A 24,548-nucleotide genomic window follows, 5' to 3' on the forward strand; every position below is an offset into this window, starting at 1 on the left:
GTCGTCGCGCGCGCGCCGGCGGGGGCGCGGGGCGCGGCGGCGGCCGCGCGGGGGGCGCGCGCGCGACGACGACGTCGCCGTCCGTGGCTCGCGCGTGCGCAAGGTCCCGCGCTGCAGCGTCGAGGAGCGACGCGAGGTCCGCGGCGGGCTTGCCATCCGTTGTCGCGAGCGCCTTCACGAGCGCCATGACGACCTCGGGGCGCGGGAGCCCGAGCCGGCGCGCGACGGCCGCGATGGCGCCCTGGGGGTCGCCTTCGCGCAGGGCGCGCGCGAGGTAGTTGGCGTCGACGCCGACTTCGCCGAGCGTGGACTCGAGGGCCTCGACAGGCACCCCGAGCGCGGTCGCGAGGCGGCCGGCGTCGAGCGTGGGGGTCCCGGCCTGCATGGGGGCGTAGCAGGCGCGCCCTCTCTTATAGACAGCGGAGCCCCGGCGCGGCCGCGCGAGCGCGGTCGGGAAGGGTTCGAGGTTGCCCATCCCTTTTAAGAGGTCAAGGAAGCATCGGATTTCACCGGAGCGAGGACCCGCACGGAGAAGCGGTCGCTCCGGGGAGAGGAATCCCCGTGTCCCACGCCATGAATCCGAGGGAAGTCGCGAACCGCCAGTTCGACATCGCCGCGGACATCCTGAAGCTCGACGACAGCACGAGGAACGTGCTCAAGCACCCGAAGACGGTGATGAGGGTCGCCGTCCCCGTTCGCATGGATTCGGGCAAGATCGAGGTGTTCACGGGCTGGCGGAGCCAGTACCACGACGCGAAGGGGCCCTACAAGGGCGGCATCCGCTTCCATCCCGACGTGACCGAGGACGAGGTCATCGCGCTCTCCGCGTGGATGACGTGGAAGTGCGCCGTGCTCGACCTGCCCTTCGGCGGCGGCAAGGGCGGCATCCGCGTCGACCCGAAGAAGCTCTCCCCGCGCGAGCTCGAGGAGATGACGCGCCGCTACACGGCCGCCATCGCCCCGATCATCGGCCCCCAGAAGGACATCCCCGCGCCCGACGTCTACACGAACTCGCAGACGATGGCGTGGCTCATGGACACGTACTCCCAGATCGTCGGCCAGCGCACGCCCGGCGTCACGACGGGCAAGCCCGTCGAGGTCGGCGGGAGCCTCGGCCGCGACACGGCGACGAGCTACGGCGCGCTCATCTGCGCCCGCGAGGCGTTCAAGGTGAAGGGCATCCCGCCCGGCGGCGCGACGATCGCGATCCAGGGTTATGGCAACGCGGGCTTCAACGCGCATCTCCTCGCCGGCAAGTTCCTCCCCGGCTCGAAGGTCGTCGCGGTCTCGGACTCGAAGGGCGGCATCTTCGACCCGAACGGCCTCGACCCGCGCAAAATCGCGGAGCACAAGGACAAGACGGGAAGCGTCGTGAACTATCCCGGCGCGAAGAACATCACGAACCACGAGCTCCTCGAGCTCAAGGTCGACCTTCTGATCCCGGCCGCGCTCGAGGGCCAGATCACGAAGGCGAACGCCGCGAAGCTCCAGTGCAAGGTCGTCGTCGAGGCCGCGAACGGCCCCACGACGCCCGAGGCCGACCAGATCCTCTTCGAGAAGGGCGTCCTGCTCGTGCCCGACATCCTCGCGAACGCGGGCGGCGTCACGGTCTCGTACTTCGAGTGGCTGCAGGCCCAGTACGACTACCCGTGGAGCCTCGAGCAGGTGCACACGCGGCTCGAGGAGCGCATGATCGCGAGCTTCACGGCCGTGCGCGAGACGAGCGACAAGCACCGCGTCCACTTCCGCACGGGCGCCTACGTGCTCGCGGTGGGCCGCGTCTCGAAGGCGCTGAATCTCCTCGGCGTCTGGCCGTAGGCCGCATCCGAAGCGGGGGCCGCGCGCCCCCGCGCCCTGATTTCCCCCGGCGCGTCGCCGCCGGATGCGAACCCCTTTAATGCGGGGTCCGCCATGCCCCGCGCGTGAGCCCCGGCATCCGCGCCCGCGAGCCGCCCCGGGTCCACGAGCGTTCCGCGGGCGCCGTCGTCTTCGCCCCGGGCGACGCCGGGCGCGAATATCTCCTCCTGCGCTTCGGCACGGGCCCCTGGGGGTTCCCGAAGGGCCACATCGAAGCGGGCGAGAGCGAGGTCGAGACGGCGCAGCGCGAGGTCATGGAGGAGACGGGGATCCCCGTCGCGGCGCAGCGCATCGTCGAGGGCTTCCGCGAATCCACGGGCTACTCGTTCAGGCGCGGGCGATCGGTCGTCGAGAAGGAGGTCCGGTTCTACCTCGTCGAGTCCTCGACCCGCGAGGTCCGGCTGAGCCACGAGCACGACGCCTTCGCGTGGCTTCCGTACCGCTCGGCGCTCGCGCGCCTTACCCTCGCCGGGCCCCGACGCGTTCTCGAATCGGCGGAGACGCACCTCGCGGAGGGCGCCTGATTGCCCGCGACGCTCGAAGGCGCGGCCGGAACCGTCGCGCTCCTCCTGTCCCTCGCGCTCCCGATCAGCATCCTGCTCGGCGGCGTGCTCTTCGTCCCGCGCCGCGCCGCCTTCTGGAGCCTCGAGCGCGCGCGCCTCGCGGCCACGCGCCACCGCGCCGTCCTCCTCGGCATGCTGGGCGTCCTCGCGCTCGCGATCGTGCAGACGCAGATCGATCCCGCGGTCACCGCCGCCCTCGGCTGGGACTTCACGCCGACCTTCCGCGCGATCGAGGGCGACGTCCACCTGCGCCTCCAGCAGGCCTTCGACCTCCCCGCGCTCACGTTCCTCCTCGCGGTCGTGTACGTGATCGGCTTTCCCGTCTTCACGCAGTTCACGGTCCTGCTCTTCGTCTGGCTCGACGCGAAGCGCCTCGCGGAGCGCGCCTTCGCGGCCTTCGCGCTCTGCTACGTGCTCGCGCTCCCGTTCTACCTCTTCTTCCCGGTGAGCGAGGTCTGGACGGTGGGCGAGGCGCGCAACCTCGCGCTCTTCCACCCCGCGGTCGAGGCTCACCTCTACGCGTTCAACGAGGTGGGCAACTGCTTCCCGAGCCTCCACACGGCGATGAGCGTCGCGCTCGCCGCCGTCGCGTGGCAAAGCGGCCACCGCGCCTACGCGCGGTTCGGCGCGGTTCTTGCGACGCTCATCGTGGTCTCGACGATCCTCCTCGGCATCCACTGGATCACGGACGTCGTCGCGGGCCTCGCGCTCGCGGCGCTCGTGGTCGTGCTCGTGGACCGCTTCCTTCCCCAGACGCAAACGGACCGCATCAGCGCTTGACGCCGAGGCCTTCGCGCGCGTCCTCCACGTGGCCCGCGAAATCGCGCGCCATCTCGCGAAGGAGGCTCCGCCGGACGACCGGGACGAGAAAACCGAGGAATCCGCGCGGCGCGAGCGCGCCCTCGACGACCACCCGAGCCCCGCCGGGGGCCTCCTCGACGCGCCACGTGGCGCGGTAGCCATACGCGCCTTCGAGGGCAATCGCGCGCGCCGCGTCGTCGAAGGTGGCGACGACGCGGAAGGATCGGCGACCCCACGCGTCCTCGACGACGACCGAGCGCGCATCGCGCGGCACGACCTTGCGCGCGCTCGGCGGCGCCTCGCCGGGCGGGATTCCCGCGCCTCGCAGGAACGCGGGCCGGGCGTGGTCGTCCTCGCGGAAGTCCTTGAGCCAGGCGTAGACCGCGGCCGGGTCCGCCTCGAGGACGGCCTCGTGCCTCCAGCGCGCGGCGGGCATGGTTCCGCGAGGCGTCGGTCCGCGCATAAGCCTCGCGCCGCCGGGGCGCGGCTCTTTGACCCGGAGGCGCCATGCGCTGGGCGTGCCCGGCCTCCTCCCGTACGCGCCGCGCCCCCACCAGGAGGCGCTCGTCGCCCTCGTCGACGAGGCCGTCCGGGAGGGCGCGCACGTCGTCCTCGAGAGCGGTACGGGCACGGGGAAGACCGTCGGCGCGCTCGCGGGCGTCCTGCCCGCCGCGCTCGAAGGGGGGCTCCGCGTCGTGTACCTCACGCGCACGAACGCGCAGCAGGCGCAGGTCATGACGGAGTTCCGCGCCATCCGCGCCGCGCATCCGGCCTTGATGGAGGGGCGGCACGCGGTCGCGCTCCAGGGCCGCGCGCACCTCTGCCCGCTGCGCCGCGAGGATCCCGAGTTCGCGGACGCGGGGGCCGAGGAGCTCGCGCTCATGTGCCGCGACGCGCGCCGCGCCGTCGACGACATGCGCGACGGGAAGGCGCCGCGCCACAGGCCCTGCCGATTCTACAAGGCGACGACGCCCGAGGCGCGCGAGGAGGCGGTCCGATGGGCCGTGGACGCGAATCCGTCGGCGGAGGACCTCGTCGGACGCGTGGAATCGGGCGCGATGTGCCCGTACGAGGTCACGAAGACGCTCCTCCGGACGGCGACGCTCGTCACGTGCCCCTATGTCTACTTCTTCAATCCGAACCTGCGGCGCGCGCTGCTCTCGTGGATGGCGGCGGACCTCGGCAATCTCGTGATCGTGGTCGACGAGGCCCACAACCTCCCCGATTTCGCGCGCGACCTCATGAGCGCGGAGCTCGGGCGCGGAACGCTCGAGCGCGCCGACCGCGAAACGAACACGTACGGCAACCCCGAGACGCCGCTCGGCGTCGATCTGCGAGGGCTCCTCGCGGGCGTCGACCGCGCGATCGCCGCGATCGCATCCGAGCACCTCTCCGGCCCCGCGCCCGACGACGTCGCGGAGGACGCGCTGCTTCCGCCCGGCGCCGTCGCGGCGGAGATCCTCTCCACGTTCCGCGCGCCGTCGCCGCGTTACGAGAAGGCCGTCGGCTTCCTCCTCGCCTACGGGGAGGCCGTGCGCGAGGGGCAGCGGCGGCGCGGGCGCGTCCCCCGCTCGTACGTGGGCGCGGTGGGCGCGTTCCTCGCGCGCCTTTCGGAGGCCGAGGACGTCGACCACGCCGTCCTCGTCGAGCGCACGCGCGAGGGCGAGTCGCGGCTCGCGATCGCCTGCCTCGATCCGTCGATCGCCGCCCGCGTGCTGCTCGACGCCCACGCGAGCGTCCACATGAGCGGCACGCTCGCGCCCCTCGACGCCTACCGGGATTCGATCGGGCTGCCCTCGGCCTCGCGCGTCGCGAGCTACCCGAGCCCGTTTCCGCGCGAGCACCGACGCGTGCTCTACGACCCGACGGTCACGACGCGCTTCGAGGAGGTCCGCGGCGACCCCGAGGCGTGGCCCCGCATGGCCGCGCGCCTCGCGGCGCTACGACGCGCGCACGACCGGAACATGGCCGTGTTCGTTCCGAGCTGGGACGTGCTCGCGCGCCTCGCGCCCGCCCTTGGCCGCGACGCCATCGTCGAGCCGCGCGGCGGGCGGCAGGAGGACGTGATGCGCGCGGTCGCCCGGTTCAAGACGGCGCGCGGCGCGACGCTCGTGAGCGTCGTCGGGGGGCGCCTGTCGGAGGGCCTCGACTTCCCGGACGACACGCTCGAGGTGGTGGTCGTCGTGGGGCTCCCGTACCCGAAGCCCACCGCCCGCCACCAGGCGCTCGTGCGCTTCCACGACGTCCGCCACGGCCGGGGCTGGGACTATGCCGTCGTCGCCCCGATGACCCGACGGGTCCTCCAGGCCGTGGGCCGGCTCATCCGGACGCCCACGGACCGCGGCGTCGCCGTGCTTCTCGACCGCCGGGCGGCGCTTCTCGGGCCCGCCATCCCGGACCTCGCCCCCCTCGAAAGCGACGGCGCGGTGTCCTCGTTCTTCGGCCTGGACAACAAGTCCTCTAGAAAACGTTCTTAGGAGGCCGTGCGTCATCGCCGCCATGGCCCCCGGCGCGCCCCTCGCCGTCGCGACCCTCCTCGTCACCGCCCTCCTCGCCGGCTGCATCGGCGGAAGCCGGGACGACCAGGAGCCCCGCCTCCTGACCCCCCTCAACGAGACGGGACCGAACACGACCCTCCCCGACGACCGTCCGCCCTCCGCCGGGCTCGCGGAGACGAACCGGACCGAATCCGGCCTCGGCGGCGTCGACCACCGCCACGACTATTGGGCCGGCCGCAGCGTCGTCACGCTCTACGAAGGGCCCGTGTACCTGAGCGTCATCCCCGTCTTCCCCGACGGCGAGGGATCGATGCCGAAATCGAGCGCGTACGTGACGCTCCCGAAGGGCGAGCCTCCGTCGCTCGTGTACGAGGGCGCGGACCGCCTCGAGATCCACGTTGGCGCCCCCCTGATCGCCCCGAACGTCCCGCATCCCGCGCCGCCGGCGATGAAGGTGCAGTGGAAGACCGCGATGGCGAACGCGTTCGGCGAATCGACGGCCATCACCTACGGCGCGCCGCTCGAGATCAAGATCAAGCCCCGCGAGACGGACATGCCGCACTCGGTTTCGAGCCTCTGGGCCTTCCGTTTCACGCTCGACCGCTCGGAGGAGCTCGAGTACCCCGTCAAGATCCTGGTTTTCAAGGGCAACGACGTCGTGAGCTGGCCCGGTCACCCCGACTTCTACGCGGACAAGTCGAGCCGGGTCGTGCTCCAGAAGATCGTCAAGACGAAGATGCACGGCATCGTCGGGAGTTACCTCTACGATGCGGGCGGGACGTGGGTCAACCCGGAGAAGCTGATCAGCCACGGGACGACGCGCCTCGACGTGTTCGCGAACGTCACCAAGATCACCTCCCAGACCGGCCAGCAGGCGACGGGCTACTTCCTGGAGCACCACAACGCGACCGTCCTCGGCGAGGAGATCCAGTTCGGCGACCGCACGAGGGACAAGGACGGACCCCAGGACGGGGTCCGGAGCTGGAACTTCACGATTCCCGTCACGCCCGACGGCATGGACGGCCCGTACCAGCCGGAGAGCCGGTGGGGCTTCCGCCTCATGGCGACCTTCGCGAACGCGGCCGGGTCGGGGCTGTGCCCCGGCTGCTTCGACTACGAGATCGAGTACGAGATCACCGTCGTCGCCTCCACGACCCCGGGCACGAAGGCCGTCACGATGTGACGGCGCCTACGGCGTCGTGTCGTATCCAGGCGGCAGCGTGAAGACGAGGTTGCGGACCTCGAAGGTGCGAGCGTTCTTCGCGACGGTCACGCCGTCGAGCCTCCAGACGTCGCCCTGCGTGAGCGTCGTCACCGAGGCGTCCACCCGGACCGACCCGCGGTCCTCGCGCGCCTCGTCGATGCGGGTCTCGTATTCGTGCGGCTCGGCGACGGCGAACTCGTTCGAGGCGTCGAGGTACGTGGCGCGGCCGTCCGCGTCGATGCGCAGGACGACGCTCGACCACGTCGTGTTCTCCGTCTTCTGGTCGAGGCCGAGGTGCTGGCGGTCCGTGTAGCAGACGGTGCGCTTCCCGTCCGCGTCCGCGCCGGTCGCGTGGCGCGTGTCGTTGCTCGTCACGTAGGCGGCCGGGAGGCGCGCGGTGTGGCCGCCGAGAAGGTAGCAGGCGTGCTTGAAGGAGGTCGCCGGGTCGCTCGCGCCGACGCCGGGGGCCTTCGCGCCGCCCGCGGAGGCGCCCTGGGCTTCGCCGAGGTCGACGCATCCGGCAAGCGCGAGGGCGGCGGTCAACGCGACGGTGGCGACGACGAGGTGAGTGTGGCGCATGGGCATCCCGTTCGATCGAGCGGAGCCGACCTATTTTTGTCCACCGATTCCGCTCGCGGACGCGCGCGTCGCGCCGGAGGCGCCCGCGGTCGCCGCCAAGACCGCGCCGCCCCGCTCCGCGTGTCCGACGCGCGCGCACGCGCGCGAAGAAGACTTTAAGCCCGCGAGTCGGGATGTCGCCCCGGGTTGTTTCATGGCCTTGCCTCTGGACGTGCTCGAACGTTCCATGAACCGGAAGATGAGTCTCCAGCTCAAGGACGGTCGCGTCCTCGAAGGCAAGCTCGTGGGCTACGACCAGTACATGAACCTCGTCCTGGACGAGACCGAGGAGAAGCACGCGGAAACGACGCGCCGCCTCGGGACCGTCGTCCTCCGCGGCAACAACGTGGTCACCATCGCCCCCTCGTAGGCCCGAGGGGGCGGAGGGGTCAAGGCGGGGCCGGCAGGCCCCCGCATTTATAAGAGCGGCCGCGCTCGTTCTCGGAACTTATATGTAGGCGCATAGGCCAATACGCCTTGGAAGGGCCCGGCTGGTAGTTGTTAAGTGCATCCCATCCCCTCCTAGTGAGGCCAGCACCCCTTCCATTCTCATCCGTGTCGCGCCCGCGCGCGACACGGAATCCGCTGTCCGAGCTAAGGCTCCGCGCCGCGCGTCGTGACGACGACGCCGCTCTCCTCGACGAGCACGGTGTGCTCGAACTGCGCCACCATGCCCTGGCCGGCTTCGCGCAGGACCGGATATTGCTTCACGGCGCCCGATCGCTCGAGAAGGCGCAGCGCGTAGGCGAGCTTCGCCTCGGGCACGGCCTTCGCGATCCATCGGCCTGCGAACGGCAGGTGGGGGTGGTGCTCCTCGATGTACGCGAGGGCCTTGCGCGCGAGCGGATCGCGCTGCGGGCGCGCCGCCAGGAAATGGTAGATGTTGCCGCCTTGCGCGTCCCGCACCTGGCCGGCGCCGTTCGTCGCGAAGGGCTCGATCGCGATCGCGATGCCCGCGGGCAGCGACCCGCGCCCGGACGGCACGCTCGGGATGCTGATGCCCGCGTGCTGATGATAATGGTCCACGCTGTGGCCCGTCAGGTTCGCGATCGGCCGGAAACCGAGCGCATGCATCGTGGACTCGACCGTTTCGCCGATCTCGCGGATCGCGAGCCCGGGCTTCACCATCGGAACGACCTTCGCGAGGCTCGCGCGCGAGGCCTCGAGGAGCGTGTCCCACTTCCCGGTGCCGCCGACCTCGACGGTCGTCGCCGTGTCGCCGATGTAGCCGTCGACCTGGGCGCCCACATCGAGCTTGACGACGTCGCCGCGCTTGAGGGTCGACGCGTCGCCGGGGGCCGCGGTGTAGTGGGCGGCGTCCTCGTTGAGCGACGTGCAGCAGGGAAACGCGGGAGACGCGCCCTCGCGGACGATGAAGGCCTCGACCTCGGTCGCGACGTCGACGAGCTTCGCGCCCTCCACGAGGAGCGTCGCGCCGTAGTCGCGCGCGCGCCCCGCGACGCGGCCCGCCTTCAGGTATTTCTCGCGCACGGTCGCGTCCATCAGAAGCCCTCGAACGTCGAGGCGGCAACGGCCCCCTCGCGGATCACCTTTACGGAGGCGCCCGTCGCGTCCACCATCGTGCTCGCGGTGCCCGGCAGCGGCCCGTCATCCACGTAGAGCGCGACGCGATCGCCGAGCTGCGCGACGGCCTCGTCGATCGTGCGCGCGGGAGGGCGCTTGTGGACGTTCGCGCTCGTGACCGTGAAGGGTCCGAAGTGCGCCGCGAGCGCGCGTGCGAAGGCGTTCGCCGGGACGCGCACGGCGACGGTCGGGCCGGCCGCCGTGACCACGTCCGGGACCGTGTCGCGGGCGGGAAGCACGAGCGTCACCGCGCCCGGCAGGAAGCGCTCCGCGAGGCGCCGCGCGAGCGGCGTCACGTGCGCGACGTGCCGCGCGTCCTCGAGGTCGGCAACGCAGACGGGAAGCGGCTGGTCCGGCGGCCGCTCCTTCGCGCGGAAGACGGCGAGGCACGCGTCCTCGTCGAGCGCGTCCGCCGCAAGCCCGTAGAGCGTGTCGGTGGGGACGACGGCGAGGTGGCCCGCGTCGAGCGCGAGCGTGGCGCGCGCGACGGCGTCGTCGTCCGAGGCCCGCACCTGCTCCACGTTCATTCCTTCTTCTTCGAGCGTTCGCGCTTCACGAGGTCTCCGAGCGTGAAGCCCTTCGCCTCGCCCGCTCGGCCGGCGGTCGGCACGAGGTCGGGTTTTTCCATGAGCTTGATGCCGAGCTCCCGCTCGAGCTTCTTGACGAGGGCGTCGTCGGGCAGGCTCGTGCCGGCCTCGACGTGGTCGAGGACGGTCTTGCGCTCGTTGATCTTCTTCCCGAGCGCTTCCGTCGTCTCGAACCCCTTGCGGACGCGTGCCTGACGGATCACGGACCCGAAATCGGGGATGAGTTCCTCCTGCATCTGGTCGTAGACGTCGCGCGGCCGCGCGCGCCGGGCCCGCTCGTCCAGGCGCTCGACGACGCGGCTCCGTCCGGTCACCTCGGTCGCGTGCCCCGCGACCTCGACGCCGAACTTGACGCAATTCCCGCACACGCTCATCGCGGTGCCTTCGACGACGGCGCGGCGGAGGCTCGCCTGCTCCTTTCCGCACATCTCGCAGGGTGGCATGGACGCGCCCGCCTAGACCGAACGTTCTCCATAAAGGTTCGCGCGCGCGGGCCTGTCCGCGTCCTCCATCATCACCCAGCGAGGGATACGGGAAAGCCTAAATAAAGAGAAAGAATAACGCAGCGTGTCGGCTTCTTCTCGTGGTGCCCGCATGCCCGATGACGATACCTCCGATTCGATTCCGATGGAGCGCACGGATCTCACGGGCGAGGAATACCACCGCTACCTGATGGAGCGCGTGAAGCACCTCGAGGACCGCAACGCCCAGCTGCGCGACCAGAAGCGCCGCCTGGAGACCCAGTACCGGAACGCCGAGAACGACCGGCAGCGGGTCACGCGGGACCTCAAGCACCTCAAGACCGAGATCGAGAAGCTGAAGTCGCCCCCCCTCATCGTGGGATACGTCAAGGATACCCTCGAGGACGGGCGCATCATCCTCAAGTCCTCCACGGGCCCGCACTTCGTCGTCCACGTGGCCGACTTCGTCGACCGGACGAACATGAAGCCGGGCGACCGCGTGTCGCTCAACCAGCAGAGCCTGAGCGTCGTCGGCGTGCTTCCCGCGAGCCTCGATCCCCAGGTGTACGGCGCCGAGGTCATCGACGCCCCCACCGTCTCGTACGAGGACATCGGCGGCATGAAGGACCAGATCCGCGAGATCCGCGAGGCCGTCGAGCTGCCCCTCCTGCGGCCGGAGCTCTTCGCGAAGGTCGGGATCGACCCGCCGAAGGGCGTCCTCCTGCACGGCCCCCCGGGCACGGGCAAGACGCTCATCGCGAAGGCCGTCGCGCACCAGACGAACGCGACCTTCATCCGCCTCGCGGGCAGCGAGCTCGTGCAGAAGTACATCGGCGAGGGCGCCCGCCTCGTGCGCGAGCTCTTCCAGATGGCCCGCGCGAAGGCCCCCACGATCCTCTTCGTGGACGAGCTGGACGCCATCGGCGCGTCGCGCTACGAGGCCTCGACCTCGGGCGACCGCGAGGTGCAGCGGACGCTCATGCAGCTCCTCTCCGAGATGGATGGATTCTCGCCGCGCGGAGACGTCAAGATCATCGGCGCGACGAACCGCCCCGACATGCTCGATACCGCCCTCCTGCGCCCGGGCCGCTTCGACCGGATCATCGAGATCCCGTCGCCGGACCTCGAGGGCCGCAAGGAGATCTTCTCGATCCACGCGCGCCGCATGAGCATCGCGCCGGACGTCGACGTGCCGCGCCTCGCGCTCCTCGTCGGCGAGGGCACGACGGGCGCCGACATCAAGGCCATCTGCACGGAGGCCGGCATGTTCGCGATCCGCGACGAGCGCGACGTCGTCACGATGGACGACTTCTCGAAGGCCGTCCACAAGATCCGCGGCGCCGACTTCGGCGGGAAGCAGAACCTGTCGAAGGACGCGGCGTTTGCCTGAGGGCTGGCACCCGCCGCGCTGCGGCGAGGCGGAAATTCGGGGCTTTCAGCGGTGCACTCCGTGACATGAGTTCCACACCTCGGCCTCGCCTGCGGGCGAGGCCTCGGCTCATGTCCGCCCGACCTGCGGGTCGGGCACGCCGCAGCGTTCCGCAGAACCGCAGAACGTCGCCACCGCAGCAGCGTGACGCTGCGGCTCGCCCCCCAGCGCCAGGGGGCTGCCGCCCCCTGGACCCCCGACCCAAACCCGCGTTGCTTTCTCGAACGGCGCTCGGGTTCTACGACCCTTCTTGAGCGGGCGTGTGGGGGGCGCGCGGGGGCGCCTCCCTCGACCCTCGACCTTCTGAACCCGGGCGCGAACACCGGCTGCGGTCCCGGTCCCGGTCCCGGTCCCGGTCCCGGTCCCGACGCCCGGACCCGAGCCCGGTCCCGGCGCCCGGCACCCGACGCCCGGACCCGGTCCCGAATCCCGGCGTCCGGCACCCGGTCCCGACGCCCGGTCCCGGCTCCCGGTCCCGGCGCCCGGCTCCCGGTCCCGGCGCCCGGCACCCGAGACCCGGCGCCCGGCACCCGGTCCCGGCGCCCGGCACCCGAGACCCGGCTCCCGGTCCCGACGCCCGGCACCCGAGACCCGGCGCCCGTGTCCTCTCTCCGAGGCCGCGGCGGCCCGTCGTCACGGTGGAGTTTAAGGGCCGTGGCGCGGGTGCGCGGTGCGTGTCGCGCGCCTCCTTCGCGGTGGCTTTCGTCGCGCTCGTCGCGCTCGCGCCCCTCGCCGCGGCCCAGCCGGACCTGCCGGGCGTCTCGACGACGCTCGTGTCCGAGGTCCGGGACCCGGCGCAGCGCATCCCGGTGGACGCGCCCTTCGAGATGACGATCATCGTGAAGTACCGCTGGGGCGCGGGCGCGGTGCCGACGGGGCCGACGAAGATCGCGCTCGCGCCGGACCTCGTTCCGTCGTACGCCTCCGTGGAGCTGCCTCGGCCCGTGATCGAGCTCGAGATGCCGGTGCCTCCGGACAACGCGACGGGCGGCGAGATCGTGGCTTCGGCGCCCCTCGTCGTGACGCTCAAGCCGGGCGCGCCGGCCTTCGCCCGCGAGAACGTGACGATCCGGGCGACGGCCGAGCGCAACGGGAACCTGATGGCGGCGGCGCACACGTCGCCGAACATGCCGATCGTGCCCGAGTTCGCGGCCGTCGCGAACGTGACCTCGCCCGCGGAGTTCTTCGCGACGGGCGGCGGCGTGGCGCGCGTGCCGTTCGTCGTGCGCGTCGTCGCGAATGCGCCCGCGCACCTCACGTTCGAGCTGCCCACGAAGCCCGAGGGCTCGCGCGTCGTGGTCCCGGCCCCGATCGAGGTCCCCGCGGGCGAGTCCTCGACCACCGTCCACGTGGAGATCGCGATGCCGTGGACCTCGTCGTCCCGGAGCGTGCTCAACTTCATCGCGTCGCCCGCGTCGATCAAGGACGAGACGCTCCTCGGCGAAGGCGGCGAATCGGAGACGATCCTCGTGAGCGCGAGCGCGATCCCCGCGCCGGGGCTCCTCGTGGCGGCGCTCGGCGTCGCGCTCGCGGCGGGCCTCACCAGGCGCTGACGACAGTCCCTTCGCGCATGCGCGCGACGAGCGCGAGAAGGCGGCGGCGCATCTCGTCCGCCCCGGCGTGGCCGCGGCCTCCATGCCCCGGCAGCACCCACGCGAAGCGCGCGCGGCGCGCGAGCGCCTCGAGCGATGCCGTGAGGACGCTCCACGAGTGCCACGTGGCGTCGCGGAACGCCGTGAGGTCGTCCGTCGCGCGCGACCACGCGAGGGTGTCGCCCGTGAAGAGCAGCTCGTCGACGAGGAAGCACACGCTTCCCTCCGTGTGGCCGGGCACGTGGAGCGCGCGGACGCCCGGCGCGAGGTCGCGGTCGCCCGCGAGGAGGTCCGTCGCGGCGGGCGCGGCGTCGGCGTCCGCCTCGTGGATCCACACGCGCGCGCCGAAGCGCGCCGCGTACCGGTCGTAGTCCGCGACGTCGTCCCGGTGCGTGAGCAGGATGTCGGAGACGCCGCCCCGCGCCTCGAGCGCGTCGGCGAGCTTCGGCACCCACCGCGGCGCGTCGACGAGGAGGTTTCCCGCTTCTCGCGGCACAAAGTACGCGTTCGCGCCGAAGGAGTGGCGCGCGTTGTAGCCGACGAGGAACGCGCCCGGCGCGACCTCGAACGGGAACGCGTCGTCGGGCGCGCGCTCGCCGCGCGGCGCGCCGATCGAGCCCGTCGGGCACGCAAGGAGCGCGCGCCACGCGGCCGCTTTCTCCTCGGCCGTTTCCGGCGGGCGCGCGAAGTAAGAGCGCCCATCCGGCGCCTCCGCGATGAGGCCGGGCGCGACCTGGCGCGCGACATCGCAGTCGATGCACGTCGTGTCGACGTACCAGTCGCCGCCGCGGTCGAGCGCGTGGCGGCGTCGCGGGTCGGCCATGGGAGGGGAATTGCGCGGCGGGTGCTTGGCTTCAGCGCTTAAGCGCGGCGCCGCAGCGGTCGCAGTGGCGGTGGCCCGCCTCGGTGGCCGCCCCGCACGCCGGGCACGCGGCGCCCGCAAGCGTCGCGCCGCAGTGGCCGCAGTGCCGCGCGCCCGCGCGGGTCGCGGCGCCGCAGGCGGCGCAGGCGCCGCCCGCCGAAGCGAGGCCTTCGGCGACGCCGCCTGCCGCAATCGCGATCGCGGGGCGCGTTTCCGCCGCGACGTAGCGCGTCGCGGCGCCGATGTAACCGTAGTAGGTCATCGCGCCGCCCACGGCGACGAGGACGAACGAGATCGTCATGCGGACGGCCGTTTCGCGGAACGCATTCACCGCCTTGACGGGGTCGACGGCAGACGGGAGCACGAGGCTCGTGACGCTGAAGTAGAGACCGACGACGAGGAGGGCGGGACCCGCGATCCGAAGGAGGCGGCGGGTCGGGGCCGTGAGGGTCGGCGCCATGGGGGGTGGAGCTGTGCGAGGTGGCTTGAACTTTTCAGGGTCCGCTGGCGGGGGGTCAGGGTTCAGGGCTGCGCCGTCGCGCCGCGCGCGAGGCGCCGCCCGCTTCCGCGCACGCGCCACGCGGCCCACGACGCGACGGCGACGCCCGTCACGGACTCGGCAAGGATATCGGTCATCGTGTCGTCGAGGCGCGGCTGCACGGGGTCCGTCTGCTCGCGCGTGCCGAGCACGTTGTCGGCCGTATATTCGCCGATCTCGACCGCGACGCCGACCGCCGAGACGGTGGCGACGACGAACCAGAACACGCGGAGCGGCGTCAAGGCGTCGCGATCGTAGAACCACCGCGTTCCGCCGAGGAGCGCGAGGGCCGCGAAGGCCGCAAGCGCGCCGCCCGCCCCGTGCACGACGAGATCGTACGGCGGCCACGCCTCGTAGAGGTTCGCCGTGTGGCCGAGGAGGTGCAGGCCGAACGCGACGGTCCACGCGGTCTCGACGACGCGCATGGCGCGGAGGCCGGTCCCGGGAAGCGCGTTGAGGAGCGCGCCCGCAACGACGCCCGCGAGCGCGAAGCCGCCGAGGAGCGCCCGCGTGTCCGCGGGCGCGACGGCGGGACCGAACGGGCCCGTCCAGATGAACGCGAGCGCGAGGGCGCCCACCGAGAGGCGCGCGACCCACGCGGTCCAGTCCTCCGGGTGGCCGGGGTCGAAGGCGAGCGTCCGACGGAGCATGCATCCCGGCGGGCGCGCGGGCCCTTCACCCTTCGCGCCGGACGATCGATGGGAGAACGGCGGCGGCGAGGCTCGCGCGAGCCCAGCGGGCGACCGTCCAGCCGGGCCACGTGCGGCGGACGTGGTCGCGCGCGAGGAAGGCGAGGGCTGCAAGGAGCGCCGCGAGGAGGGCAAACTCGGCCGGCGTCGCGAAGCCCACGCCCGCGCCGACGGCCCAGTCCATCGTCTGATGAAGAGCCCAAGCGGCGAGCGGGACCGCCGTGCGGAGCCCGATCGCGACCGCGGCGACGACGAGCCCGAACGCGGGCGCGTGGAAGATGGAGTGCCACCCCGCGCCGTGGCCGGCGAGCGCGCCGGGCGAGAAGGCCGCGAGGCCGCGCGCCGGCCACGCGGCCGCGAGGTAGGCGGGGACCTCGAGGAGGTGGTCGACGTCGATCGCGACGCCGAAGAGGAGCGCGAGCGTCCATCCTTCCCGGTCGAGGCCGCGCCACCGCGCAAGGAGGAGGCAGCCGACGAGGGTCGCCGCGAGGTGCGTCGGCAGCATCATCGCGCCCACGCGGGTCGGCCTTCTCCATATACTGCGCGACCGTGGCGGAGCGCAACCCCTCTTTCAGATGCGTCGCGTAAATGCTTATGAAGGAAAGGGGTCGTTTCCGGGGGCGATGGGATCGCTCGCCTTGTCTCACCCTGCCGGGGGGCACCTCGCTTGACGCCGCCCGCGAAGCCGATCGCGGAGGAGCTCGCGAAGAAGCAGAAGGAGATCTCGGTCAGCGAGTTCTTCGAGCGCAACAAGCACATCCTGGGCTTCGACTCCGCGGTCCGCGCGCTCATCACGAGCGTGAAGGAGGGCGTCGACAACGCGCTCGACGCGTGCGAGGAGGCCGGCATCCTGCCCGAGATCGCGGTCCAGGTCCGCAAGGTCAACCCGGGCGACAAGGGCTCGGACGCGATCGAGTACGAGCTCGTGATCGAGGACAACGGCCCGGGCATCGTCAAGCGTCAGATGGGCAACATCTTCGCCCGCCTGCTCTACGGGTCGCGCTTCCACGCGATCCGCCAGTCGCGCGGCCAGCAGGGTATCGGCATCTCGGCCGTCGTCATGTACGGCCAGCTCACGACCGGCAAGGCCGCGGTCATCGCCTCGAAGATCGGCGACGGTCACCCCGTGAACGTCGTCCACCTGAAGCTCGACACGCGGAAGAACCTGCCCGAGATCCTCAAGGAGGGCGTGGACTCGTGGCCCGAGAAGGCGCACGGCACCCGCGTCTCGGTGCATCTCGTCGGCAAGTACCAGCGCGGCCCCCAGAGCGTGTTCGAGTACCTCCGCGGCACGGCCATCGTGAACCCGCACGCGAAGATCACGTTCACGGAGCCCGACGGCTCGGTCACGGTCTTCGACCGCGCGACCGACAAGCTCCCGATCCCCACGCAGGAGATCAAGCCCCATCCCGAAGGCATCGAGATGGGCCAGCTCCTCAAGATGGCGAAGCTCAGCGAGTCGAAGCGTCTCTCGGCGTTCCTCGCGACGGACTTCACCCGCGTCTCCGCCGAGAAGGCGAAGGAGATCTGCAAGGTCGCGGCGAAGAAGCTCGGCGAGAAGGAGGACGCCTTCGAGTCGATGAAGCCCGCGGACCTCGACGTGCCCCACGCCCGCGCGCTCCTCGAGACCTTCCGCGAGGTCAAGCTGCAGGCGCCCCCCACGGACTGCCTCTCCCCGATCGGCGAGGTCCTCGTGAAGAAGGGCCTCAAGAAGGAGATGGGCGACGTCGAGTTCATCGCGACCGTCACGCGCCCTCCCGCCGTGTACTCGGGCCGTCCCTTCCAGGTCGAGGTCGGGATCGCGTACGGCGGTTCCCTTCCGAAGGACGAGACGGTGCGCGTCATCCGCTTCGCGAACCGCGTCCCGCTCATGTACCAGAAGGGCGCGTGCGTCTCCACCATCTCGGTCGAAAGCATCGACTGGCGCCGCTACGAGCTGGAGCAGCGCGGCGGGAAGGGCCTCCCGGTGGGTCCCGCCGTCGTGCTCGTGCACGTCGCGAGCGTGAACGTCCCCTTCACGTCGGAAGCGAAGGAGGCGATCGCGGAGATCGACGTCATCTTCAACGAGATCAAGCTCGCGCTGCAGGAATGCGGCCGCAAGCTCGGCAGCCACCTCCGCAAGCGCGCGAAGCTCGTGCGCATGAAGGAGAAGGAGGCGATCATCCGCAGGATCATCCCGAAGATCGCCGAGAAATCGGCCTCGATCCTCGGCAGGAAGGTTCCGGACTACGAGCCCGTGATCGCGCGCATCATGAACAACGTGATGATCAACGACACGATCGCGTACCACGCGGGCCACCGCCGCCACACGGTCGAGATCGTGGCGACGAACTACACGATGACCGGCAAGTCGTTCGACCTCTTCTCGGTCGTTCCGCACGAGGTCGAGGTCGTCGACGTGACCCCGCCCGCGGACGAGGCCAAGAACGGCATCCTGCGCTGGCGCGTCAAGAAGCTCGCGAGCACCGAGAAGGCGAAGTTCTCGTTCGTCCTCAAAGGCCTTGACGCATCCGACTTCGACGAGACGGACCTCTACGTCAAGGGGATCGACGAGGAGCTCGTCATCGGCGCCGAGGCGTGGAAGGGCGAGGTCGAGACCGAGGTCATCGAGCGCATCACGATCACGAAGTCCGAGGAGGCGCTCGCGGCCGAGGCGGCGGAAGCCGCCGCGCGCGAGGCCGATAAGGCCGCGGAGGCGGCCGAGGACGAGGACGCCGACGGCGGCAAGGGGGCCGTGACGCTCCTCAAGGTGGATGCGCGGCCGAAGCCCGGCAAGGGCGGTTCGCGCGCGAAGCCGGACGCCAAGAAGCCCCGGAAGGGAGGAAAGTAGATGGCGGCGAAGAAGAAGGCGAAGGCCGAATCCGGCGCGAAGCCGACCGAGCGCCAGAAGCGCGCGCTCGAGGAGCTCACGAAGATCGCGGAGCGCGTGTACGAGGACCTCGAGGCGCACCGCGTCCCGAACCTCGAGCTCTCCGTCCGCACGAAGGGCAACATCCAGCTCAACGAGGAGCTCAACGTCTGGAAGTACGGCGACGCGCTCACGGAGCGAAGCGCCAAGACGACGGACGGCGCGTACATGCTCCTCCGGACGATGTTCATGAGCGACTTCATCCGGCAGATGATCAACGACAGCAAGTCGTCGACGCTCAGAGAAATGTACTACATCAGCGAGGGCTGGGACCTCGCGAAGTTCAGCGAGCAGTCGCAGAGCGACAAGCTCGCCGAGGACCTCGAGATCATTACGACCTCGCTTCGCGAGGACTTCAAGCTCCGCCCCGAGGAGGACGGCGCGCGCGTGCTCGGCAACCTCACGCTCGAGGAAGTCACGAGGAACGGCGAGCGCCGCCGCATCAACTGCCGCGACGACGTCGGCGACGCGGGCTACGGTATCCCGTACAACGTGGAGAAGGACCGCCTCAAGTTCCTCGGGCTCGACGCGAAGTTCGTGGTCGCGATCGAAACCGGCGGTATGTTCGACCGTCTCGTGGAGAACCGCTTCGACGAGACGCACGACGCGCTCCTCGTCCATCTGAAGGGCCAGCCGGCGCGCTCCACGCGGCGCTTCATCAAGCGCATGAACGAGGAATACGACCTGCCCGTCATCGTCTTCACCGACGGTGACCCGTGGTCGTTCCGCATCTACGCGAGCGTCGCGTACGGCGCCATCAAGACGGCCCACATCTCGGAGTACCTCGCGACGCCCGCGGCGCAGTATCTCGGCATCACGGCCTCGGACATCGTGAATTACGAGCTGCCTTCGGACAAGCTCTCGGAGCAGGACGTGAAGGCGCTCGAGGCCGAGAAGACGGACCCTCGCTTCGCGAGCGACGAGTGGCGCGGGGAGATCGAGCTCATGCTGCAGCTCAACAAGAAGAGCGAACAGCAGGCCCTCGCCAAGTACGGTCTCGACTTCGTGACGGACACGTACCTCCCCGAGAAGCTCACGCAGCTCGGGGTCCTCTGAGCGGGTTGCCGCGGTGGGAAACGTTAAGTCGCCCGGGGTCGACCGGCTTTGGTGATCGACCTCGCTGCGGCCCCCGACGTCCCCCGCCGCCTTGTCGAGGCCATCGTCGCGGAGGGGCGCCGCCTGGGTCTTCCGCTCGACGTCCTGGAGCTCATCGCGCAGGATCGACGCGTCGCGACGGGTTTCCTCGCCGCGTGCCGCCGCGCCCGCGGACGGGCGTTCGTGGACGCGCTCGACCTCGATCGCCTGCGGCAGGCGCGCGACACGAGGAGCGTCTACGCGCATCGCCTGCGCGAAGCCGAGAAGGAATGGTTCACGATCGGCTGATCACGCCTTGGCGGGCTCGCGCGGCGCGACCGCGCGCCCCTCGGGCGAGGCGCGGTCGTACACGACGCGCGGCGTCGCGAGCACCTGCTCGTGGTCCTCGCCGGGCTCGAGGTCCGCGACGATGACGTGCCAGTGGTGCGGAATCGAGGAGTACGTGTCCTTGTAGACCGCGAAGCCTCGGTCGAGGCCGCGAAGCGCCATGCCCACGTCGCGCGCGCGGGCCATCGCGCGGGACTCGAAGCCGTCCGCGAGCTTCGCGGGGTCGAGGTGCTCGCGCGTCGCGAGCATCACGCGGAAGCTGTGCCCCTTCGCGTTCTTCGTCGCGACGACGACGAAGGTCTCGTCCTCGAGGAGCTTGGGCTCGTGGGGGACGTTCACGCAGAGCGGGCAGCTCACGGCGTCGTGAAGCCGGTCCCGCCTCAAAGCCGTTTTCCTCCCGCTATTCCAGGGGCTCGGCCCGGATCCCGCGCTTGCGGAGCTCGCGCGCGAGCGCCTTCGCGGCCCCGTGCGTGGTGAGGACCTGGCGGGGGGCGCACGCCTCGGCGAACGCGAGGAGATCGCGGAAACCGGCGTGGTCGGAGAGCGAGAACTGGGCCTCGATGTCGTACGCCTCGAAGTACTGGTAGACGTGGCACCAGCCGGAGAGGTAGGCGGCGGCGCCGCCGCCCGCGCGGACCTTGCGCGCGAAGTCGTGGCCTTTCTTGAGGTACGCGCGCGGGACGACGTAGAGCGCGTTGCCCGATTCGAGGTCCTGCGCCTTCGGCGAGCCCATGACCGCGAAGGCGAGGTCGTGACCGTGCGCGTTGTACACGGCCGACAGTCCGCCGATGTCGCCGCTCACCACGGGCACGATGCCGGAGCGGTTCGCGAGCGCGATGAGCTCCTGCGCGCGGCCGAGCTGGTACGCGCCGAGCGCGACGGGGCCCTTGAGGAGCTTGCGGAGCATCCAGCGTTCGACGCTTTCGAGGACGAGAGGTTTCGGCGGGAGATCGAACCGAGGGTCGCCGTACGTGCTCTCCGTCACGAGGACGTCGCACTTCACGGGGCGCGCGCGGCCGCACGTGAGGCCGTCGTGCGGGTTGAAGTCCCCCGTGTAGAGGACCCCGGCGGCTTCCACCATCGCGCTCCCGAAGACGTGGCCCGCGTCGTGGAGCCTGAACGGGACGCCGCCGGATCGCCCCTCGACGCCGTAGCCGAGCGCGAGCCCGTCCGCGCCGGGCTTCCGGATGCGGAGGAGGTCGAGCGTCGCGGGCGTCATGTGGGCGCCCGGCGTCAGGTGGTCGAGGTGCGCGTGGGTGACGACGGACCCGGGCGCGGCCCGGCCCGGGTCCATGACGAGGATTCCGTCGGGCGTCTCCACCTCGATGCCGTTCCCGAGCCTGACCGAGACGCCCGAGGACAGCATCCATCCGGGCGAGGAAGTCCCGGGTCAAGACCCTTTGCGTCACGCGCGCCTGCGACGCGCCGCGACGAGCGCGACGCCGATCGCGGCCGCCGCAAGCGGGATCTCGAAGCCGGGGATCTTCGCGAGCGGGAAGCTCCACCCGACCGACCGCGTCTCCTCGTTCACGCCCACCTGCGTGAACGCGTAGAGCGTCGCCGGGACGCCGTTCGACATGTCGATGGGCTCCCAGCGGTAGTTGAACGGGACGACGAGCGCGCCCGCCGGGAACAGCCCCTTGGTGGTCGCGCCGAGGGTGCCCTTCATCACGATCTCGGTGCCGGGCGGAGGCATGTTCTTGATGTCGACGAACCACTTTTCCTGACCGTCGCCCGACTCGGTCTTCAGGACCTTGATGTCCGAGCCCGAGGCCGTCATGAGCTTGTCGAAGCGCACGTCGAACGGCTGGCGGGACACGTCCCACGCGAAGAGGAAGTACGTGCCGTCCTGGTCCGTGTAGTGCGTCTGGAGCACGATGCGGGCCTCGATCGGGATCGGCTCGCCCTGCATCTCAGCCTGGTAGGGCATTCGGATCCTCCCGAATTCGGTGTCCTGGCCGTGCCACTCGCGCGAGACCGAGGGGTCCTGGGCGAGGGCGGTCGGGAGGGCGGACGCGAGGACGAGCGCGACGAGAGCGGCCGGGAGCGCGATGCGGGACAGGGGCGCCACCTCCAGGGTGGTGCGCTCCATCCCCGGACTTGGCGGCCCTATCGTTTCTGGTACGTGGCGCGAAGCCGCCGAGGCCGGAGTCCGTACCAGAGGATTGTTGACCCCGTCCGGAAGCGTCGTCCATCCATGGCGGCCGTTTCCGTGGTCCTTGTTCCGCCCTTGACGCGTCGCCGGTTGACGGGCCTCGTCGCCGCCGCGACGCTCGGTCCGGCCAAGGCCGCGGAAGTGCTCGTGGCGGGCCGGGCGCCGCCCGAGGCCGTGGTCGCCCGCGTCGCGGGCGGACTCGGGCCGCGCGCGCTCGCGGAGGCGGCGACCGGCGACGTCGTGGTGACCCTCCCGGGCGACGGCCGCCACGATCCCCGGTTCATTCCCGCGCTCGTGGAAGCCCTTCGCGACGGAGCCGCCGTCGCCGTCGCGTCGCGCTACGTGGCCGACGGACGGGACGACTCGCCGCCCGCGCGTCGGCTCGCCGCGCGCGCGGTGAACGTCGCGGCGACCGCATTCTATCCGCTCGGCGTCGCGGACGCGACGAGCGGGTTCCGGGCCTATTCGCGCGAGGCCCTCGCCTTCCTGCGCGACGCCGGCGAAGGTCCGGCTTCGAACCTGCGGGTGCTCGCGCTCGCAAGACGCCGCCGGCTGCGCGTCGTCGAGGTCCCCGTCGTCGTGCGCAACCCCTCCGCCGACCCGATGGCGCGCGAAACGCGGGGCGCCGTGTCGAACGCGTAAGGTCAGCCGGCGAGCACGCGCTCCCGTCCCCCGCGCGCCCAGGCGCATCGCACGTGGCCGCGCGCGTCCTTTTCGGAACAGGCTTCGAGGGCGCAACAGCCGCGATGGACGCTTCCGGTCGGGTAGCGCGGGCACGCGCGGCGCTGCAGCTCGCGCGCGGGACTCTTCGGATTGCGCGCGTGACCGCCGCAGCGGCCGCACACGTTGCGGTCGTTCGTCCGCATGCTCCACCTACGCCGCGCACGGGCTGAACCCGCAGGCTCGACAGATCACGCACGCGCCTTCGGGGGCGAGCCGCGCGGCGCACTCGGGACATTGCATGGTGACAAGCCAGTGGGAGGGCCCGCATCTCCCTCGACCGGGGAGGGGACCGAACCGACAGGGCGAGCGGGACATGTCAACGCCTCCAAGACGAGGGTATTTCTGACGCGAGGCCGCTCGCCCGACGAGGCCATGCATCGTCCCTTCCTCGACGCCGCCGGCCGCATCCTGGTCGCCCTCCTTGTCGTGGGCGTTCTCCTTCTGACGGCGGGAATCCTCCTGGCCCAGGCCGAGGTCCGGCTCGTGGGCGCGGCCCTTCTCGCGCTCGCCGCCATCTTCGGGCCCGTCGCCCGCTGGGGCTGGCGCGGCGCGCTCCTCACGCTCGGTCTTGCGGGGGCGCTCGGCGGCGCCGTCTCGTGGGGCTACGTCACGACCGGCCGGGCCGCGGGGCTTGCGGCCGACGGCGGCGCGCTCGCCCTCGCGCAGGCCGCGACGGGCGCGGGCGTTGTGCTGGTCGCCGCGTTCATCGCGCTCGCGCTCGGGCGCGACCGCCGCGCGCCGCGCGGGTCATGAGCCGAGTCGCGCGAGCTTCGCCCGCGCCGCGGCGAGCGTCGCGTCGGTCTTCGCGAAATTGAACCGGATGAGCGAGCGACCGAGCGCGGGGTCGCCGAAGAAGCTCGAACCCGGCACGCCCGCAAGACCGACGTCGCGCACGAGCCACTCCGCGAAGCGTCGGTCGTCGGTTTTCGCCGCCGCCGGCGCGGCCACGTGCCGGAAGTCGGCCATCACGTAATACGCGCCTTCGGGGTCGACGGGCTCGAAGCCCGCGTCGCGGAGCATCGCGACGAGCGCGCGGCGCTGGCGGTCGTAGAGCGCGTTCAGCTCCGCATAGTAGGAGTCGGGCAGCGCGAGGGCCGCCGCGACGCCCATCTGCAGCGGGTGCGGCGCGCCGACCGTGAGGAAGTCGTGGACGCGCCGCAGCGCGACGGACGCCGCGGGCGGGGCGATCGCCCACGCGACGCGCCACCCGGTCGCGCTGTACGTCTTCGAGGCGCCGCTCACCGTGATCGTGCGGTCGAACATGCCGGGAAGCGTCGCGATCGAGACGTGCTTGCGGCCGCCGTAGAGGATGTGCTCGTAGATCTCGTCGGTGACCGCGAAGGCGTCGTGGTCGCGGCAGAGGTCCGCGATCGCCTTCATCTCGTCGCGCGTGAAGACCTTCCCCGCGGGATTGTTCGGCGTGTTCAGGATGATCGCCTTCGTGCGCCGCGAGAAGGCGGCCTTGAGACGCTCCTCGTCGAACGCGAACGCGCGCGCGGGGTCGAGGGGGACGAGCTTCAGCTTCGCGCCCGAAAGGAGCGCGTCCGGACCGTAGTTCTCGTAGAACGGCTCGAAGGCGACGACCTCGTCGCCCTCGTCGACGAGCGCGAGCATCGCGGCCATCATGGCTTCGGTCGCGCCGCACGTGACGGTCACGTGCCTGTCGGCGTCGCAGTCGATCCCGTTGAATCGCTTCGCCTTCGCGGCGATGGCCGCGCGCAGGGCGGGCGCGCCCCACGTCACCGCGTACTGGTTGTGGCCCCCGTCGAGCGCGCGCTTCGCGGCCTCGACCATGGGGGCCGGAGGCTCGAAGTCGGGGAAGCCCTGCCCCAGGTTGACGGCCCCGTGCGCGAGGGCGAGCCGTGTCATCTCCCGGATGACGGATTCGGGGAAGAGGCCGACGCGGCGCGCGAGGCGGGGGTCGTCGAGGGCGTGCGAGGACAAGGGGCTCACCGGGGACAAGCGCGGTCCCTCGCCTTGGCCGTTGCGAGTCGTTCCCATGCGATCACGGCGCACGGCGCTTGGGCCTCGGCGAAACCCGCTTATACCCCATGGCG

Annotated in this window: 28 protein-coding genes; 13 read left to right on the forward strand and 15 right to left on the reverse strand. The window is 71.3% G+C overall.

All coding sequences use genetic code 11. The features are described from left to right. Window positions 1-385, reverse strand: a 385-nt coding sequence (locus VM889_14445; GenBank protein HVL49753.1) for a hypothetical protein, incomplete at its 3' end; no start/stop codon positions are given. 188 nt (window positions 386-573) lie between these two features. On the opposite strand from VM889_14445, the gene VM889_14450 reads away from it, so the two are divergent. The 3 genes from VM889_14450 (at window position 574) to VM889_14460 (ending at window position 3,200) form a co-directional block, all read left to right on the forward strand. Then, on the forward strand, window positions 574-1,818 hold the full coding sequence (locus VM889_14450) for a Glu/Leu/Phe/Val dehydrogenase (protein ID HVL49754.1): 1,245 nt from the start codon (window positions 574-576) through the stop codon (window positions 1,816-1,818). Window positions 1,819-1,922: 104 nt separating this feature from the next. Beyond that, the gene (locus tag VM889_14455; protein HVL49755.1) at window positions 1,923-2,381 is read left to right on the forward strand and encodes an NUDIX domain-containing protein; all 459 of its coding nucleotides are present in this window, start codon (window positions 1,923-1,925) and stop codon (window positions 2,379-2,381) included. Continuing rightward, a complete protein-coding gene (locus VM889_14460) occupies window positions 2,382-3,200 on the forward strand; it encodes a phosphatase PAP2 family protein (protein HVL49756.1) in 819 nt (272 codons plus the stop codon). Here the strand turns inward: VM889_14460 and VM889_14465 are convergent. Next, complete coding sequence (locus VM889_14465; GenBank protein ID HVL49757.1) at window positions 3,190-3,657, reverse strand: SRPBCC family protein; 468 nt, start codon at window positions 3,655-3,657, stop codon at window positions 3,190-3,192. The genes VM889_14460 and VM889_14465 overlap by 11 nt on opposite strands. 82 nt (window positions 3,658-3,739) lie before the next feature. Here VM889_14465 and VM889_14470 point away from each other — a divergent pair, with 82 nt between their 5' ends. Together VM889_14470 and VM889_14475 are read left to right on the forward strand one after the other, a co-directional pair. Then, window positions 3,740-5,698 carry an ATP-dependent DNA helicase gene (locus VM889_14470; protein HVL49758.1) on the forward strand — a complete coding sequence of 653 codons (1,959 nt, stop codon included), beginning with the start codon at window positions 3,740-3,742 and terminating at the stop codon, window positions 5,696-5,698. Window positions 5,699-5,720: 22 nt separating this feature from the next. Beyond that, the gene (locus VM889_14475) at window positions 5,721-6,902 is read left to right on the forward strand and encodes a hypothetical protein (protein ID HVL49759.1); all 1,182 of its coding nucleotides are present in this window, start codon (window positions 5,721-5,723) and stop codon (window positions 6,900-6,902) included. 6 nt (window positions 6,903-6,908) lie between these two features. Here the strand turns inward: VM889_14475 and VM889_14480 are convergent, their stop codons facing one another. Next, window positions 6,909-7,502 (reverse strand): hypothetical protein, encoded by a 594-nt coding sequence (locus tag VM889_14480; GenBank protein HVL49760.1) that lies wholly within the window; start codon window positions 7,500-7,502, stop codon window positions 6,909-6,911. A 193-nt stretch (window positions 7,503-7,695) separates the two neighbouring features. Here VM889_14480 and VM889_14485 point away from each other — a divergent pair, with 193 nt between their 5' ends. After that, the gene (locus VM889_14485; protein HVL49761.1) at window positions 7,696-7,911 is read left to right on the forward strand and encodes an LSM domain-containing protein; all 216 of its coding nucleotides are present in this window, start codon (window positions 7,696-7,698) and stop codon (window positions 7,909-7,911) included. 224 nt (window positions 7,912-8,135) lie between these two features. Here VM889_14485 and map read toward each other — a convergent pair whose 3' ends face one another. The 3 genes from map to VM889_14500 are packed head-to-tail and all read right to left on the reverse strand — an operon-like array spanning window position 8,136 to window position 10,155. Beyond that, complete coding sequence (gene map, locus VM889_14490) at window positions 8,136-9,044, reverse strand: type II methionyl aminopeptidase (protein ID HVL49762.1); 909 nt, start codon at window positions 9,042-9,044, stop codon at window positions 8,136-8,138. Beyond that, window positions 9,044-9,646: an L-threonylcarbamoyladenylate synthase gene (locus VM889_14495; GenBank protein HVL49763.1), complete on the reverse strand. Its 603-nt coding sequence runs from the start codon at window positions 9,644-9,646 to the stop codon at window positions 9,044-9,046. Before VM889_14495 ends, map begins: the two co-directional genes overlap by 1 nt. A gap of 2 nt (window positions 9,647-9,648) precedes the next feature. After that, window positions 9,649-10,155 (reverse strand): multiprotein bridging factor aMBF1, encoded by a 507-nt coding sequence (locus VM889_14500; protein ID HVL49764.1) that lies wholly within the window; start codon window positions 10,153-10,155, stop codon window positions 9,649-9,651. Between the two features lie 184 nt (window positions 10,156-10,339). On the opposite strand from VM889_14500, the gene VM889_14505 reads away from it, so the two are divergent. Both VM889_14505 and VM889_14510 read left to right on the forward strand, forming a co-directional pair. Then, window positions 10,340-11,563, forward strand: coding sequence for a proteasome-activating nucleotidase (locus VM889_14505; protein ID HVL49765.1), 1,224 nt, complete (start codon window positions 10,340-10,342; stop codon window positions 11,561-11,563). Window positions 11,564-12,276: 713 nt separating this feature from the next. Beyond that, window positions 12,277-13,155 (forward strand): hypothetical protein, encoded by an 879-nt coding sequence (locus VM889_14510; protein HVL49766.1) that lies wholly within the window; start codon window positions 12,277-12,279, stop codon window positions 13,153-13,155. On the opposite strand, the gene VM889_14515 is transcribed toward VM889_14510, so the two are convergent. The 4 genes from VM889_14515 to VM889_14530 form a co-directional block, all read right to left on the reverse strand. After that, window positions 13,142-14,017: a ferredoxin gene (locus tag VM889_14515; GenBank protein HVL49767.1), complete on the reverse strand. Its 876-nt coding sequence runs from the start codon at window positions 14,015-14,017 to the stop codon at window positions 13,142-13,144. The two genes, VM889_14510 and VM889_14515, sit on opposite strands and share 14 nt — an antisense overlap. 31 nt (window positions 14,018-14,048) lie before the next feature. Next, window positions 14,049-14,516: a zinc ribbon domain-containing protein gene (locus VM889_14520; GenBank protein ID HVL49768.1), complete on the reverse strand. Its 468-nt coding sequence runs from the start codon at window positions 14,514-14,516 to the stop codon at window positions 14,049-14,051. A gap of 62 nt (window positions 14,517-14,578) precedes the next feature. After that, window positions 14,579-15,244: a hypothetical protein gene (locus tag VM889_14525; protein ID HVL49769.1), complete on the reverse strand. Its 666-nt coding sequence runs from the start codon at window positions 15,242-15,244 to the stop codon at window positions 14,579-14,581. A gap of 25 nt (window positions 15,245-15,269) precedes the next feature. Further along, window positions 15,270-15,800: a hypothetical protein gene (locus VM889_14530; GenBank protein ID HVL49770.1), complete on the reverse strand. Its 531-nt coding sequence runs from the start codon at window positions 15,798-15,800 to the stop codon at window positions 15,270-15,272. Between the two features lie 150 nt (window positions 15,801-15,950). Between VM889_14530 and VM889_14535 the strand changes: the two genes are divergently transcribed. Genes VM889_14535 through VM889_14545 form a run of 3 tightly spaced genes read left to right on the forward strand, consistent with a single transcriptional unit; the run spans window position 15,951 to window position 19,574 of the window. Continuing rightward, window positions 15,951-18,113 carry a DNA topoisomerase VI subunit B gene (locus VM889_14535; GenBank protein HVL49771.1) on the forward strand — a complete coding sequence of 721 codons (2,163 nt, stop codon included), beginning with the start codon at window positions 15,951-15,953 and terminating at the stop codon, window positions 18,111-18,113. Further along, entirely contained in the window at window positions 18,114-19,247 is a 1,134-nt protein-coding gene (locus VM889_14540) for a DNA topoisomerase IV subunit A (protein ID HVL49772.1), read from the forward strand. Between the two features lie 51 nt (window positions 19,248-19,298). Then, entirely contained in the window at window positions 19,299-19,574 is a 276-nt protein-coding gene (locus VM889_14545; protein ID HVL49773.1) for a hypothetical protein, read from the forward strand. Here the strand turns inward: VM889_14545 and VM889_14550 are convergent, their stop codons facing one another. From VM889_14550 to VM889_14560, 3 genes are read right to left on the reverse strand one after another with little or no spacing between them, the layout of a single operon-like run. Then, the gene (locus VM889_14550) at window positions 19,575-19,970 is read right to left on the reverse strand and encodes a hypothetical protein (GenBank protein ID HVL49774.1); all 396 of its coding nucleotides are present in this window, start codon (window positions 19,968-19,970) and stop codon (window positions 19,575-19,577) included. 43 nt (window positions 19,971-20,013) lie between these two features. Then, window positions 20,014-20,979: an MBL fold metallo-hydrolase RNA specificity domain-containing protein gene (locus VM889_14555; GenBank protein HVL49775.1), complete on the reverse strand. Its 966-nt coding sequence runs from the start codon at window positions 20,977-20,979 to the stop codon at window positions 20,014-20,016. 39 nt (window positions 20,980-21,018) lie between these two features. Next, the gene (locus VM889_14560; GenBank protein HVL49776.1) at window positions 21,019-21,705 is read right to left on the reverse strand and encodes a hypothetical protein; all 687 of its coding nucleotides are present in this window, start codon (window positions 21,703-21,705) and stop codon (window positions 21,019-21,021) included. Window positions 21,706-21,810: 105 nt separating this feature from the next. Here VM889_14560 and VM889_14565 point away from each other — a divergent pair, with 105 nt between their 5' ends. Continuing rightward, window positions 21,811-22,410 (forward strand): glycosyltransferase, encoded by a 600-nt coding sequence (locus VM889_14565; protein HVL49777.1) that lies wholly within the window; start codon window positions 21,811-21,813, stop codon window positions 22,408-22,410. Between the two features lie 2 nt (window positions 22,411-22,412). On the opposite strand, the gene VM889_14570 is transcribed toward VM889_14565, so the two are convergent. Beyond that, a complete protein-coding gene (locus VM889_14570; GenBank protein HVL49778.1) occupies window positions 22,413-22,634 on the reverse strand; it encodes a hypothetical protein in 222 nt (73 codons plus the stop codon). A 229-nt stretch (window positions 22,635-22,863) separates the two neighbouring features. Here VM889_14570 and VM889_14575 point away from each other — a divergent pair, with 229 nt between their 5' ends. Next, the gene (locus tag VM889_14575) at window positions 22,864-23,244 is read left to right on the forward strand and encodes a hypothetical protein (GenBank protein ID HVL49779.1); all 381 of its coding nucleotides are present in this window, start codon (window positions 22,864-22,866) and stop codon (window positions 23,242-23,244) included. Here the strand turns inward: VM889_14575 and VM889_14580 are convergent. Then, on the reverse strand, window positions 23,239-24,444 hold the full coding sequence (locus VM889_14580; protein ID HVL49780.1) for an aminotransferase class I/II-fold pyridoxal phosphate-dependent enzyme: 1,206 nt from the start codon (window positions 24,442-24,444) through the stop codon (window positions 23,239-23,241). The genes VM889_14575 and VM889_14580 overlap by 6 nt on opposite strands. Window positions 24,445-24,548 lie beyond the last annotated feature (104 nt).

The organism is Candidatus Thermoplasmatota archaeon, assembly GCA_035540375.1.
Lineage (GTDB): Archaea > Thermoplasmatota > SW-10-69-26 > JACQPN01 > JAJPHT01 > DATLGO01.

Bases quoted from the DNA above. Each gene is read 5' to 3' on its own strand.
- VM889_14450 (HVL49754.1), top strand. From the start codon at position 574: ATGAATCCGAGGGAAGTCGCGAACCGCCAGTTCGACATCGCCGCGGAC.
- VM889_14465 (HVL49757.1), bottom strand. From the start codon at position 3,657: ATGCCCGCCGCGCGCTGGAGGCACGAGGCCGTCCTCGAGGCGGACCCG.
- VM889_14475 (HVL49759.1), top strand. From the start codon at position 5,721: ATGGCCCCCGGCGCGCCCCTCGCCGTCGCGACCCTCCTCGTCACCGCC.
- VM889_14480 (HVL49760.1), bottom strand. From the start codon at position 7,502: ATGCGCCACACTCACCTCGTCGTCGCCACCGTCGCGTTGACCGCCGCC.
- VM889_14485 (HVL49761.1), top strand. From the start codon at position 7,696: ATGGCCTTGCCTCTGGACGTGCTCGAACGTTCCATGAACCGGAAGATG.
- map (HVL49762.1), bottom strand. From the start codon at position 9,044: ATGGACGCGACCGTGCGCGAGAAATACCTGAAGGCGGGCCGCGTCGCG.
- VM889_14500 (HVL49764.1), bottom strand. From the start codon at position 10,155: ATGCCACCCTGCGAGATGTGCGGAAAGGAGCAGGCGAGCCTCCGCCGC.
- VM889_14505 (HVL49765.1), top strand. From the start codon at position 10,340: ATGGAGCGCACGGATCTCACGGGCGAGGAATACCACCGCTACCTGATG.
- VM889_14515 (HVL49767.1), bottom strand. From the start codon at position 14,017: ATGGCCGACCCGCGACGCCGCCACGCGCTCGACCGCGGCGGCGACTGG.
- VM889_14520 (HVL49768.1), bottom strand. From the start codon at position 14,516: ATGGCGCCGACCCTCACGGCCCCGACCCGCCGCCTCCTTCGGATCGCG.
- VM889_14525 (HVL49769.1), bottom strand. From the start codon at position 15,244: ATGCTCCGTCGGACGCTCGCCTTCGACCCCGGCCACCCGGAGGACTGG.
- VM889_14540 (HVL49772.1), top strand. From the start codon at position 18,114: ATGGCGGCGAAGAAGAAGGCGAAGGCCGAATCCGGCGCGAAGCCGACC.
- VM889_14555 (HVL49775.1), bottom strand. From the start codon at position 20,979: ATGCTGTCCTCGGGCGTCTCGGTCAGGCTCGGGAACGGCATCGAGGTG.
- VM889_14560 (HVL49776.1), bottom strand. From the start codon at position 21,705: ATGGAGCGCACCACCCTGGAGGTGGCGCCCCTGTCCCGCATCGCGCTC.
- VM889_14565 (HVL49777.1), top strand. From the start codon at position 21,811: ATGGCGGCCGTTTCCGTGGTCCTTGTTCCGCCCTTGACGCGTCGCCGG.
- VM889_14570 (HVL49778.1), bottom strand. From the start codon at position 22,634: ATGCGGACGAACGACCGCAACGTGTGCGGCCGCTGCGGCGGTCACGCG.
- VM889_14575 (HVL49779.1), top strand. From the start codon at position 22,864: ATGCATCGTCCCTTCCTCGACGCCGCCGGCCGCATCCTGGTCGCCCTC.